The sequence below is a fragment of the Rhodococcus sp. BP22 genome (assembly GCF_014281965.1).
Classification (GTDB): Bacteria; Actinomycetota; Actinomycetes; order Mycobacteriales; family Mycobacteriaceae; genus Rhodococcoides.
Genome location: NZ_JACFTB010000005.1, coordinates 178,587 through 190,690 on the forward strand (window position 1 = coordinate 178,587; position 12,104 = coordinate 190,690).

The 12,104-nt window shown below is 62.8% G+C and carries 11 protein-coding genes; 7 read left to right on the plus strand and 4 right to left on the minus strand.

Annotated elements, in window-relative coordinates; genetic code table 11:
* Positions 1 to 131 precede the first annotated feature (131 nt).
* The 3 genes from H2510_RS12660 to H2510_RS12670 are packed head-to-tail and all read left to right on the plus strand — an operon-like array spanning position 132 to position 3,549.
* Positions 132 to 1,370: a cytochrome P450 gene (locus tag H2510_RS12660; RefSeq protein ID WP_186628666.1), complete on the plus strand. Its 1,239-nt coding sequence runs from the start codon at positions 132 to 134 to the stop codon at positions 1,368 to 1,370.
* Positions 1,367 to 2,176, plus strand: coding sequence for an SDR family oxidoreductase (locus tag H2510_RS12665; protein WP_186628667.1), 810 nt, complete (start codon positions 1,367 to 1,369; stop codon positions 2,174 to 2,176). The genes H2510_RS12660 and H2510_RS12665 overlap by 4 nt, the downstream gene beginning before the upstream one ends.
* Positions 2,173 to 3,549 carry an aldehyde dehydrogenase family protein gene (locus tag H2510_RS12670; protein ID WP_186628668.1) on the plus strand — a complete coding sequence of 459 codons (1,377 nt, stop codon included), beginning with the start codon at positions 2,173 to 2,175 and terminating at the stop codon, positions 3,547 to 3,549. The genes H2510_RS12665 and H2510_RS12670 overlap by 4 nt, the downstream gene beginning before the upstream one ends.
* Before the next feature lie 92 nt (positions 3,550 to 3,641).
* On the opposite strand, the gene H2510_RS12675 is transcribed toward H2510_RS12670, so the two are convergent.
* Positions 3,642 to 4,253: a TetR/AcrR family transcriptional regulator gene (locus H2510_RS12675; protein WP_186628669.1), complete on the minus strand. Its 612-nt coding sequence runs from the start codon at positions 4,251 to 4,253 to the stop codon at positions 3,642 to 3,644.
* A 486-nt stretch (positions 4,254 to 4,739) separates the two neighbouring features.
* Here H2510_RS12675 and H2510_RS12680 point away from each other — a divergent pair, with 486 nt between their 5' ends.
* The 3 genes from H2510_RS12680 (at position 4,740) to H2510_RS12690 (ending at position 7,922) form a co-directional block, all read left to right on the plus strand.
* On the plus strand, positions 4,740 to 6,146 hold the full coding sequence (locus H2510_RS12680; protein ID WP_186628670.1) for an MFS transporter: 1,407 nt from the start codon (positions 4,740 to 4,742) through the stop codon (positions 6,144 to 6,146).
* 112 nt (positions 6,147 to 6,258) lie between these two features.
* A complete protein-coding gene (locus tag H2510_RS12685) occupies positions 6,259 to 7,017 on the plus strand; it encodes an SDR family NAD(P)-dependent oxidoreductase (RefSeq protein ID WP_186628671.1) in 759 nt (252 codons plus the stop codon).
* Positions 7,014 to 7,922, plus strand: a complete 909-nt coding sequence (locus tag H2510_RS12690) for an SDR family oxidoreductase (RefSeq protein ID WP_186628672.1) — start codon at positions 7,014 to 7,016, stop codon at positions 7,920 to 7,922. Before H2510_RS12685 ends, H2510_RS12690 begins: the two co-directional genes overlap by 4 nt.
* A gap of 4 nt (positions 7,923 to 7,926) precedes the next feature.
* On the opposite strand, the gene H2510_RS12695 is transcribed toward H2510_RS12690, so the two are convergent.
* From H2510_RS12695 to H2510_RS12705, 3 genes are read right to left on the minus strand one after another with little or no spacing between them, the layout of a single operon-like run.
* Entirely contained in the window at positions 7,927 to 8,880 is a 954-nt protein-coding gene (locus H2510_RS12695; RefSeq protein WP_186628673.1) for an alpha/beta hydrolase, read from the minus strand.
* A gap of 51 nt (positions 8,881 to 8,931) precedes the next feature.
* Positions 8,932 to 9,555 (minus strand): TetR/AcrR family transcriptional regulator, encoded by a 624-nt coding sequence (locus tag H2510_RS12700; protein WP_186628674.1) that lies wholly within the window; start codon positions 9,553 to 9,555, stop codon positions 8,932 to 8,934.
* Entirely contained in the window at positions 9,552 to 10,880 is a 1,329-nt protein-coding gene (locus H2510_RS12705) for an NAD(P)/FAD-dependent oxidoreductase (RefSeq protein ID WP_186628675.1), read from the minus strand. The genes H2510_RS12700 and H2510_RS12705 overlap by 4 nt, the downstream gene beginning before the upstream one ends.
* A gap of 155 nt (positions 10,881 to 11,035) precedes the next feature.
* On the opposite strand from H2510_RS12705, the gene H2510_RS12710 reads away from it, so the two are divergent.
* Entirely contained in the window at positions 11,036 to 12,085 is a 1,050-nt protein-coding gene (locus tag H2510_RS12710; RefSeq protein ID WP_186628676.1) for a TIGR03857 family LLM class F420-dependent oxidoreductase, read from the plus strand.
* Positions 12,086 to 12,104: the final 19 nt, after the last annotated feature.

Genomic DNA, 12,104 nt, shown 5'->3' on the forward strand with positions numbered 1-12,104 from the left:
GACAGCTTAACGAACTCCGTTAACATGACGTACATCACTCAGTTAACGAAACTCGTTAACGTCTTCGGTTAGTTCGGGTCGGTGCCTTGTGCGCACTGATCGGTCTACCAATCTGCCCGTGAGGATTCGATATGAACCTGCCGAAGGGGATCGACGTCACCGATCCCGCGCTGTACGACAACGGGATTCCCCACGAGCTTTTCGCTGAGTTGAGGAAGAACCATCCGGTGTGGTGGAACGAGCAGCCCAGTGGTGTCGGCGGTTTCGAGGACGAGGGCTACTGGGTTGTCTCCACTCACGCACTGGTTCAAGAAGTATCCCGGGACTCTGGCCAGTACTCCTCGTGGGAGAACACCGCCATCGCTCGCTACTCAGACCACGTTCCGCGCGCGGCCATCGATGCCAATCGCGGAATCCTGTTGAACATGGATCCGCCGGAGCACACCGCGCTGCGGAAGATCATCTCCCGAGGCTTTACCCCTCGAGCTATCGCGAAGCTGCGCGATGCGCTGTCCGCGCGTGCCAACAAGATCGTTGCCGACGCACTAGCCGATGGCGCGGGGGAGTTCGTCGCAGATATCGCGGCCGAGCTTCCGCTGCAAGCGATTACCGAGCTCGTCGGCATTCCGCAGGATCAGCGCCATCAGGTGTTCGAATGGTCCAACATCATGACCGGCCGCGAGGATCCGGACATCATCGGCGATCCCGTCGCCGCGATCGGCCAGGTCATGCAGTACTCGATGGGTCTAGCGGCGGACCGGCGGGGATGCCCGGCAGATGACATCGCGACCGCACTGGTCCGCGCGCAGGACGAGGATGGTGCGCTCACCGACTTGGAGTTCGGCTACTTCGTGGTGCTGCTCATGGTCGCCGGCAGCGAGACCACCCGTAACGCCATCACTCACGGCATGATGGCTTTTCAGGAGAACCCCGAGCAGTGGGAGCGGTTCCTCCGCGAGCGACCCAAAACTGCGATCGACGAGATCATTCGATGGTCCAGCCCGGTGTTGTCCTTCCAGCGCACCGCCACCCGGGATACCGAATTGGGCGGGCAGTCCATCCGCAAGGGCGATCGCCTACTGATGCTCTATGCCTCGGCCAACTACGACGAGACCGTTTTCGAAAATCCACACACCTTCGATATCGGCCGCGACCCGAATCCACACCTGGGTTTCGGAGGCACCGGCGCGCACTACTGCATCGGTGCAAATCTCGCTCGGATGGAGATCGAGTTGATCTACGACGCTATCGCCGAACAGATGCCGGAGATCAGCGTGATCGGGCCCCCGCGCCGGCTCAACTCCTCGTTCATCAACAGTGTGAAATCGCTGCCGGTGAGCTACGGGACATGCCCGGTGCAGTCGCGATGACCGATACATATGAGCGCACGGCTGTAGTCACCGGCTGCGCAACAGGCATTGGCGCCGCAACCGCAGCAAAGTTGGCCGCGTCGGGGGTGCGAGTGATCGGCGTCGATATTGCCGACGCGGATGCGTCCTCGATGCCCGGCGTCGCCACTTTGATCCAGGCCGACCTGTCGAGACGGGACGGTGTGCGCGAGGTCGCCGATGCCATCAACGAGCCAATCGACGTCCTGGTCAACAACGCGGGGGTGGCTGCAACCCGCCCGTGGCGGCAGGTGCTTGCGGTCAACGCACTGGCACCGCGAGATCTGACGCGGTTGCTGCTCCCTAGGTTTCGCGAGTCGGCCGCCGTGGTCACCACGGCATCCCAGGCCGGTTTCGCCTGGCGGTCCAACTATGCGCGAGCCAAAGCATTTCTGGCGCAGGAGGATTGGGATCAGGCATATGCAATGTTCGACTCCTACCCGGACATCCAGGGCGCGTGCTACCAAATATCGAAGGAAGCCGCAGTGGTAAATATGCTCGCTACAGCCACCGAAAACCGTGCCATTGGGCTACGGGCCAACACAGTCTCACCTGGCACGGTGCAAACCCCGCTGCTGAAGGATTTCACCGAGACAATGGGTGCCGACGCGATCGCCGGGGCCCGAGACTGGTCCGGCCGCCATGCAGATCCAGACGAGATCGCGGACGCCATCGTCTTCTTGTCCTCACCGTCTGCCAGCTGGATCAACGGCGTGGACCTACCCATCGACGGCGGTTACGGCGCGCAGATCTTCACCCTGATGAACCCCCTGGGAGGCAACACATGACACATGTAATCGGATCCGTCTTGACCTCGGTCAACCCGGCCACCCTCGAGGTCGTAGCTGAGACCACCATCTCGACCCCGGCCGAGATCGAGAAAAGAATCGCCGCGGCAACCGCCGCCCTGCCCACGTGGCGACGGAGCCTGCCCGCCCGGCAGGACCTGGCTCGACTCATCACCGGGCAAATCCACGCACACTCCGACGCGTTGGCCGAGTTGCTTACCCGCGAGCAAGGGAAACCACTGGCCGAGGCGAAGCAGGAGATCTGGATCGCTGCCGAGGCCTTCCGCGCGGCCGCGGATGTGGAGTGGGAGACCAGCCGCACCCAGCAGGTGCTCGGCGGGCACCACGCCACCGTGGTGCACGCTCCGTACGGCGTCATCGCCGCGATAGTGCCCTGGAACTTTCCCATCTACCTGGCAGCCGCCAAAATTGCACCGGCGTTGATCGCCGGGAACACCGTCATCGTCAAGCCTGCGGAGACAGTATCGAGGGTGGTCACCGAGTTCGTCGAGATCGTGTCCTCAGTCCTCCCCGAGGGTGTGATCGGGTTGGTGACCGGCGGGCCCAGCGTCGGGCAGTCGCTGGTGACGGACCGGAGGGTGCGCAAGGTGTCGTTCACCGGATCGACGCAGATCGGCCGGGAAATCATCCGTCAGTCCGCAGAAGCCGTCACGCCGCTGACACTCGAACTCGGTGGCAATGACCCCGCGATACTGCTCGCGGACGCCGACATTGCTCAGGCCGCGGAGCTTCTCGCTGCTGGGGCGTTCATGAATGCAGGCCAGATGTGCATCGCACCCAAGCGCGTCTATGTTCCGCGCGCACAACACAGTGATTTCACCGAAGCGCTTGCAGTACACGTGCGGCAGCGTGTCGTCGGCAACGGCCTGGAATCCGGCACCACAATGGGTCCGCTCCACACCCGGGCGCAGCGCGACTTCGTCGAGAAGCTGATCGCGGACGCGATCGCGGGTGGGGCGCGCGTGGTCACGGGTGGTCCGTCCGCTGCGAAAAGTGAACTGCCCGGCCACTTCCTGGCGCCCACCGTGTTGACGGACCTCGGCGACGATGCCGATGTAGTCAGGCTCGAGCAATTCGGTCCGGTGCTACCGATCATCGCCTATAGCAACCTGGACGAGGTCCTCACGCGTATCGACGGCCAGGAATTCGGTCTCGGTGCGTCGGTGTGGTCCGCCGATGCGGAGCGGGCCCGACAGGTAGCCGAGGGAATCGAGGCCGGCACCGTGTGGATCAACAAGCACAACGCCCTCGACGTGAACGTGCCGTTCGGCGGGGTCAAGGCCAGCGGCTTCGGCCGCGAGGGTGGCCGTGCCGGCATCGACGATTTCCTCATCACCCGTGTCATCAATTGATCGAACGACCGCTATCGAACGCCTGGTCATTCCCACCTCGAAATGGAGCACTCTTCATGGCTGCTGAAAACATGACCAGCGAGCTGCGGTGACTAGGGCGTGCTCTGTTTCGGCATCAGTGCGTTCAGGTAGAACTCGACGCATTCGACCGACAGGTCGGCCAGTGTGTACTCCGGGGTTGGGCGGAACCACCGCCCGGTAAGCCACAGGCCATCTTTGATCAGTTCGTAAGCAACGTTCGGGGCGATCGACGGCCGGTAGACACCTTCGTCGATTCCGCGTTGAAGTGAAGCTATCCACAGTCTGTGGTTGCTTGCCGCCAGTGACCTGATCTGCTCGTGACCGTCGAGTTGTCGGATGGTGCTCGCTTCGTTGCGACAAATCTGTGGCGAGTGCGGATCCTCGTCGATCAGCGTCAGGGACCTACGAATCAGCTCACCGAGTTCGAGCTCCGGAGGTAGTGACCGGTCGACAACCCGATGAAATTCGGTATTCATCGCTCGTAAGTGGCCGATGACGATCTCCTCCAAGAGCGACTCCTTGGAGGGCACGTATTGGTAGAGGCTGCTGGGAAGAATGCCGATGCTGCTTGCGATCATCCGCATCGACGTACCGGCCATGCCGTTCTCTGCGAACAGCGTCGTTGCAGTGTGCAACACCTGCCGCTTCCGCTGTTCGGCATTGACTGTGGCATTCGTCGGCATGGTTCCCGTTACCTTCTGAGTACCCCGCAAGTTGGAGCATGATCTCGGTCGCGTTGTCAGTTGGTCGGTAGTACTGCGCAGGGCACATGGGGTCATCCACGTTGCCGCGGTTGCAGCTTATCGACCTTGCCTGACGTGTTGCGAGGAGTGCATCGACGACCCTCGACGTAGTGGGGGCCGTGAACACGGTAATAGGACGTCGCGAGGCGGACCTAACAAATGCTTGGTCTCAACCGGGCACGCGTGAATAGTTGCACCGCTGCGGACTGCAGTAGGAAAGTTCATTGGTCCTTTTACCTGGTTTATCGGCCCATTCTGGACCCTTTGCAGCTTCGTTTGGTTCGGCACCGCAGCACCTTGACGTGACTGCTGCCACATCACTATCGTTCCGACCTAGCGAATGCTTGGTTTCTCGCTTTCGTCAACATGCGCTGTTGATCCGGTGGCAAGTCGTGGCCATACGAGCCTGCAAAGGAGTGGATCCATATGGATAGCAATGAGGTCGGCGGGCGAGTTCATGATCTCCCGGACACCACTTCGGAGACGCAACTGCGCAAGGTCGCACTGTCGTCTCTGTTGGGCACAGCCCTCGAGTACTACGATTTCCTGCTGTACAGCACGATGGCAGCCCTCGTGTTCGGTGACGTGTTCTTCCCTGGGGAAAGCTCGGTGGTCTCCACCATTGCCGCTTTCGGCACCCTTGCCGTGGGCTACGTTGCGCGTCCATTTGGCGGAATCCTGTTCGGCCACTTCGGAGATCGATTCGGCCGCAAGCACATCCTCATCGTGACGATGGCACTCATGGGCGTTGCGAGCTTCCTCATCGGACTGCTGCCCAGCTACGCGGCAATCGGAGTGGCGGCCCCGATTCTGCTCATCGTCCTGCGGATCCTGCAAGGTGTCGCAGTCGGCGGCGAATGGGGCGGTGCCGCGCTGATGGTCGTCGAACATTCCGATGCCGACAACCGCGGAAAGTGGTCCGGCATAATGAACTTGGGCTCACCGCTGGGGTTCTTGATGTCGACGGTCGCCGTCGCGTTGGTGACGCTACTGCCCGACGAGAGCTTGCAGTCGTGGGGTTGGCGCATCCCGTTCTTGTTCAGTGCATTGCTCGTCGTAGTGGGCCTCTACGTTCGGTCGCGGATCACCGAAAGCCCAGTGTTCCAAGAAGCAGTCGAACGCGCCGAAACCGAAAACGCCGTACGCACCCCACTGAGCCGACTGATCCGCAGTCCTCGCCCCGTACTGCTCGCATGTGCCGCGGGTATTGCGCCCTTCGCGCTCACCGCGCTCATGACGTCACACATCATCGCGTATGCGACGGGCATCGGCTACGACAAGTCGGAAGTGATCCGGGTACTCATACTCCTGTCCGTGGTCGCGCTTGTCGCCATCCCCCTGGCCTCCACGCTGTCCGACCGAATCGGCCGTCGTGCGGTCATCTTCATCGGAGCCGTAGGCGCAATGATCTTCGCGTTCCCGCTCTACATGCTCATCAACACCGGTTCCATCGCACTGATGGCGGCAGGCCTGGTCTTCGCACAAATCTTGCAGAACATGATGTTCGCACCCCTCGTCCCGCTGCTGTCGGAGATGTTCGGTACCACCGTCCGCTACACGGGTGCTTCCCTCGGATACCAGGGCGCCAGCCTCATCGGCGCAGGCTTCACCCCACTGATCGCCAGCGTCCTGCTCGCCGGATTCGGCGGCTCGAGCGTGCCGCTGAGCCTGATCATCGTCATCACCGCAGGCGTATCGATCGGGGCACTGACGATGATCAAAGAGACCCGAGGGCGCGACCTCACCACGATCGACGTCGAACCCAATCCCGCCCAGTCGAACTCAGTCCAATCCGGCCCCGCCCAATCCGGCGTCGATATCACGGCACGGTGACATCACTGCCCGGTGACATCACTGCCCGGTGACATCACCGGGGGTGACAGCGGTCACTCTGGGGGCTAAGTTGACACACGTCAACAAGTTTCGACACATGTCAGGAGTACGCATGCCCCCATCATCCGAGACGTCCGCTGCCGCCAAGACCACGGTGGTGATCGGTGCCGCCTCCGGTCTCGGTGCCGCTATCACCGAGCACCTGCGTTTACAGGGCCACCACGTCATCGGCGCCGATCTGGTGAGCAGTGAGTCGATACTCCCGGTGGACGTCGCCGACGAGGCAACGGTGCAGGCCCTGTTCGAGAAAATCATTGTCGAACGCGGCTCGTTCACCGGAGTGGTGAACTGTGCAGGCACGAGCACTCTTTCGCCCGTGGTCGACCACGATTCGGCCGAGTTTCGGCGCATTCTGGACATCTCTTTGGTCGGTGCATTCCATGTGCTCAAGCACGCCGGAAGCCGCGTCGCCGACGGCGGATCGTTGGTCACCCTGGCCTCGCTCAACGGGACCCAACCCGGATCGGGGTTGGCGGCCTACTGCACGGCCAAGGCCGGGCTCCTGATGCTCACGAAGGTGACGGCTCTGGAGTTGGCTCCGCGGCAGATCCGGGTCAACACGGTCTCTCCCGGTCTCGTTGTCACGCCGTTGACCTCGCCGGCCATGGAGATCCCCGGTGTGCGTGAGGATTACATCGAGAACACGCCGCTGGGACGCTCAGGGACGGGACTCGAGATTGCGGCCGCGTGTGAGTACCTGCTCTCCGACGGTGCGGCGTGGACAACCGGCGAGGACATGCAGGTCAATGGCGGTGCGCACTTGAAGCGCTACCCGGACCTGCTGGGTCTTATCGAGAAGGCCTTCGGATGAGCCGCACTGGGTCTGCGGGCGCAGACGGCGCCAATCCCTACCGGGGCCGTTTTGTCGGGCGCGCCGCGCTGGTGACCGGGGCAGGGTCCGGCATCGGGGCCGCGTTGGCCGCAGCGCTGGTCAAGGCCGGCGCGTATGTCGTCTGTACCGACCTCGACCAGGCTGCTGCGGAACGCACTGCTACGGCACTGGGGCCGCGGGCTCGTGCCGAGGCGCTCGACGTCACCGACCCCGAGCAGGTGCTGGCAGCCGTGGACCGGGTGGTCGCCGAGCACGGTCGGATCGACCTGATCTTCAACAACGCCGGCATCACCTTCGGCGGCGAGGCCGAGCACCTGACCCTGGCCCAGTGGAATCAGATTATCGACGTGAACCTGCGTGGCGTGGTCCATGGCATCCATGCGGCCTACCCGAAGATGATCGCCCAGGGCAATGGTCACATCGTCAACACGGCCTCGGCCGGTGGCCTGATGGCAGCAGGTCTGATCACCAGCTACATCGCCACGAAGCATGCAGTGGTCGGACTCTCGCTCGCGCTGCGTACCGAGGCGGCGGCCAAAGGCGTCGGTGTCACCGTTGTCTGCCCGGGGGCGGTCGATACCCCGATCTTGGACAAGGGTTCGATCGACGACTTCGTGGGCCGCGACTACTACCTCAAGGGTCAGCGCATCGAGACCCCGCACTCGCCGGCGAAGCTGGCCGACGAGGTGCTGGCGGCCGTCGCCGGGAACAAGGCCATCCTGGTCACGCCGCGCTCGGCTCGCCTGGCATGGCGGTTCAACCGGCTCGCGCCGGGACTGATGCAACGCTCGTCGATCTTATTCGTGGCTCGCCAGCGCAAGTGGCAGGCTCAGCGAGCCCAAAAGGCGGGGAAATCAGCGCACAGCGACCTCACACGGTCGTGACACCTCAGTTCGCTGCAGGGGTCAGGTGTCGCTTCAAGAAAAGCACCGCATGTTCGACGGCCGGTCCGTGGAACGGCTTGCCCGGGAACAGATCGAAGTGGTCTCCCGGGTAATGACGCACCTCGGCGCGGCCCGCGAAGGCTGCCAGCGCCGCCGCACGCGGCGGCGCTGACCGGTCGAAGTCGGCGATCTGGACCAGAAGCGGGACCTTGATCTTCGCGGCGGCCTGGGCCGGCGCTCTGGTGCCGAGTTCCAGGCCGACGTCGGCGCGGACTTCGTTGCGCCAGGACGGACCTGCGATCGAGTGGTAGTCCTCGTAGGCCCCGGACAGAGTGAGCGCACCGGGCTGCCCCGGCTTGCCGACGACCGGCAGCATCGTGGGCTTGCCCATGTTGGCCCGCACCCGTGCACCAATCCCGGTTGCAGTGGCCTTGAGCAGGGTCAACGGACCATGCGCGGCGAGAGCGTGCCGCATGGCGGCCACACCGTCGACCATCGGCACCACCGCTATGACGGCCGCAACGTCCTCACGGTCAGCGGCCACCTGGAGTACATGGCCACCAGCCAACGAGACGCCCCACAGCACGATCCGCTGCGGATCGACACCGGGGAGTTGCGCAGCAGCGTCGACCGCCGCCATCCAGTCCTGGACCTGACCGGCCAAGGACACGGTCTGGCGCTCGTCGCCGCCGCTGGTGCCGAAACCGCGATAGTCGAAGGTGAAGGCGTCCAACCCCGCTGCGGCGAACGACTCGGCAAAGGCGTCCAGGCCCGAGTCCCGGGTGCCACCCAATCCGTGCGCCAACACGACGACCGGGCGGCCGGCCGCCGATGCCAATGCGTCACTGCGAGCCGGAAAGTGGGTGCCCTCGCACCGTGTACCCGCCACCGTGAAGCCGACGACACGTGTTGCTTCGGTGGGCAGGGTTTCGGTCATGGTGGTGTGGTTCTCATTCATGCCTGGCTCCAAGGGTTTTCGAACGGGAGTCGAATTGCAGGGGTGCGCAACTCAGGGAAGGGGAGGGGTGCCGTAGATGGAGCGGACCCAGATGCTGGTGACCACATCGACATGCAGGTCGTGATCGGGGCACGAGCCCACCACTCGACGCTCCATGTTGCGGTCGTTGACGTCCAGCAGAACCGCAGCCAACGCTCGTGCGTCGGGTCCGTCCGGTGCCCGGCCGGCCGCACGTTCGGCTTCGATCATCTCGGCCACGGCCTCCTCGAACGAGACCCGGTCGGCCTCCCACATCTTGCGGATGGACGGGTTGGTGGCCCGGGCCTCCAACACGGCACGGTAGAGATGCTCGTGCCGCTCGGTGACGGTGAACAGATACGAAACGGCTTGACCGATGCGCTCGGTCGGGTCGCGAGAGACGTCGGTCAACCAGACACCGGCCTCGGACGCCTCCTCGTAGATGACTTCCATCAAAGCGCCGACCGCAGCGGCCTTGTTCTCGAAGTAGAAGTAGAACGCAGAGCGGGTGACCCCGGCCCGACGGGACAGGTCGGCCACGTTGATCGACTCGACACTGTCCACCTCCCGCAACGAATCATCGAGTGCCGCGAGCAGCGCAGTGCGGCGCGCGTCCCCCTTCGTCGGACTCCGTGATGCATCGATCCGGGCGTTCATCGAGAAACCCGAGCTCGACCGGTCGGCAGTTCCTTCGTCCGCAATTGGTGCTCGTAGACGAAATAGTCCAACTGCTGAGTGTGACGGGCAGTCGGAAGCATGTGCCCCAGATACAGAGCCTCGTCGTCTGCAATGACCCGTTTCATCTCCTCGACCGAAGGGAGGGCGTACTGGCCGACCAGGTACGCGGCGAGGATTCGGGTCTGGGCTTCCACGAACGGGAACAGTGTCGGGGTGGACTGGGCGAATCCTATGAACGCCAGGTCGTCGATGCCGGGGGAGAACATCCGCTTGTACAAGCTGATGTGATTGCCCTTGGCCGAGAAGAACTCCGGGTCGAAGAACGGGAACGTGATGTTGTATCCGGTGGCGTAGATGATGACGTCGAAGTCAGCACTGGTGCCGTCCTCGAAATGCACGGTCTTCCCGTCCAATCTCTTCAGATTGCCCTTGGCGGTCAGATCGCCCGATCCCAGCCGCAGCGGCAATTCCACCGACTGGGTGGGGTGCGCCTCCATGAACTTGTGGTTCGGCTCCGGCAATCCCATATCCGAGGGATATCCGTTCTGCATGGGCGCCACCTTGGAGATGACCTTGCGCTGCCACTTCAGCGGGATATGCGGCGAGGTCTTGAAACCCATGTCCGCAGGCTTTCCCCTGATGTACTTGGGCACGATCCACGCACTCGAGCGAGTCGAGATCACGACCTCGTTGTCGAGGGTGCGGCTGGACAGTTCGACGGCGATGTCAGCAGCCGAATTGCCGATGCCGACCACCAGAATTCGCTTGCCGCGCAGGTGCAATGGATGTTCTGGGTCGATGTAGTGGTGCGAGTGAAAGCTTTCCCCGGTGAATTCGCCGTCGAACTCCGGCAACCGAGCGTCCCAGTGGTGACCATTGCCGACCACCAGAAAGTCGAACTCACGAGTCGAGCCGTCCTCCAGGTCCAATTCCCATCCGCCACCGGGCTTGCGACGCGCACTGCGGACGCCGTTGGAGAACTCGATGTTCTTCTTCAGGTCGAAGGCCTCGGCGTAATCCTCCAGGTACTCCTTGACCAGCGTGTGGTGCGGGAAGTCCGGGTAGCTGTCGGGCATCGGGAAGTCCCGGAACGACAGTTGGTATTTGGAGGTGTCGATATGCAACGACTTGTAAGCACTCGACATGCCATTCGGATTGCCGAAGGCCCAGTTGCCACCGATGCGATCGGACATCTCGAAGCAGGTGTGCGGAACGCCGTAGTCGTCGAGCATCTTGCTGGCGGTGAGTCCGGAGATCCCTGCGCCGATGATCGCGGTGGTGGGCCTGACGAACGTGGTGGTCATAGAAGACTCGCTAACTGGAGGGGGTGACAGCGGTCACGTTATGCGCTAATTTGACACACGTCAAGAAAACTCTGACGACCGTCGAATTCACCTGTCGAGCGGCACAGTTCCAAAGTGGTGCGCGTCGCCCGAGGTAAAGAATCGGAGTATCGAGTATGGCGTCGAGCGCGCGAGTCCTGGATGAACTGGGCTACTACCTACTGGCGGGTGCCGGGAGCGACGGGCCCGCAACCCTGATGGACGAGGCCCGACTCGGCGAGGACATGGGATTCGGGACCGCCTGGATCTCCGAGCGCTGGAATGTGAAGGAAGCGTCGTCACTGTCCGGCGCTGCGTGCGCGGTCACCGACCGAATGCGCATCGGTACCGCCGCAACCAATCACAACACCCGGCACCCACTGATCACCGCATCGTGGGCGACGACTCTGCATCGACTCTCGGGTGGGAGGTTCACGCTCGGGATCGGACGCGGCATAGCGGCAATGGGCAGCGCATTCGGGGTGCCGTCGGTGACGACGGCGATGATGGAGGACTGGGCTCAGATCACCCGCAGGCTGTGGCACGGCGAAGTCATTCTGAATCACGATGGGCCGCTGGGTAAATGGCCGGTATTATTCCTGGATTCCGATTTCGATGAAGATATTCGCTTGGCGATAGTCGCTTTCGGCCCCAACACCCTGAAATTGGGCGGCCGAGAATTCGACGACGTCGTTCTGCATACCTACTTCACTCCCGAGACACTTCAACGTGCGGTGAAGACCGTGAAGACGGCGGCTGAGCAGGCGGGCCGAGATCCGGACAGTGTCAGGGTGTGGTCGTGCTTGGCGACGGTAGGTGATCACCTACCCGAGGAACTACGTGTGAAGAAGACCGTTGCTCGGTTGGCGACGTATCTGCAGGGCTACGGAGATCTCCTGGTGAAGACCAACAACTGGGATCCTGCTGTGCTGCAGCGTTTTCGCGCAGACTCGGTGGTGACCTCGATCGCCGGGGGCATCGACAGCAAAGCCACGACGGATCAGCTGGAACACATCGCGACACTGTTGCCCGAGGAGTGGCTGGAACCATCGGCGACCGGGACGGCAGGGCAGTGCGTCGACCGTATTCGCAAGGAGTTCGACTACGGCGCAGATGCGGTAATCCTGCATGGCGCAACTCCGCAGGAGCTGGCACCGATCATTGAGGTCTATCGCGAAACCTGCTGATGAACGAGCTATGCCGGCT

Bases quoted from the DNA above. Each gene is read 5' to 3' on its own strand.
- H2510_RS12660 (WP_186628666.1), top strand. From the start codon at position 132: ATGAACCTGCCGAAGGGGATCGACGTCACCGATCCCGCGCTGTACGAC.
- H2510_RS12665 (WP_186628667.1), top strand. From the start codon at position 1,367: ATGACCGATACATATGAGCGCACGGCTGTAGTCACCGGCTGCGCAACA.
- H2510_RS12670 (WP_186628668.1), top strand. From the start codon at position 2,173: ATGACACATGTAATCGGATCCGTCTTGACCTCGGTCAACCCGGCCACC.
- H2510_RS12675 (WP_186628669.1), bottom strand. From the start codon at position 4,253: ATGCCGACGAATGCCACAGTCAATGCCGAACAGCGGAAGCGGCAGGTG.
- H2510_RS12680 (WP_186628670.1), top strand. From the start codon at position 4,740: ATGGATAGCAATGAGGTCGGCGGGCGAGTTCATGATCTCCCGGACACC.
- H2510_RS12685 (WP_186628671.1), top strand. From the start codon at position 6,259: ATGCCCCCATCATCCGAGACGTCCGCTGCCGCCAAGACCACGGTGGTG.
- H2510_RS12690 (WP_186628672.1), top strand. From the start codon at position 7,014: ATGAGCCGCACTGGGTCTGCGGGCGCAGACGGCGCCAATCCCTACCGG.
- H2510_RS12695 (WP_186628673.1), bottom strand. From the start codon at position 8,880: ATGAATGAGAACCACACCACCATGACCGAAACCCTGCCCACCGAAGCA.
- H2510_RS12700 (WP_186628674.1), bottom strand. From the start codon at position 9,555: ATGAACGCCCGGATCGATGCATCACGGAGTCCGACGAAGGGGGACGCG.
- H2510_RS12705 (WP_186628675.1), bottom strand. From the start codon at position 10,880: ATGACCACCACGTTCGTCAGGCCCACCACCGCGATCATCGGCGCAGGG.
- H2510_RS12710 (WP_186628676.1), top strand. From the start codon at position 11,036: ATGGCGTCGAGCGCGCGAGTCCTGGATGAACTGGGCTACTACCTACTG.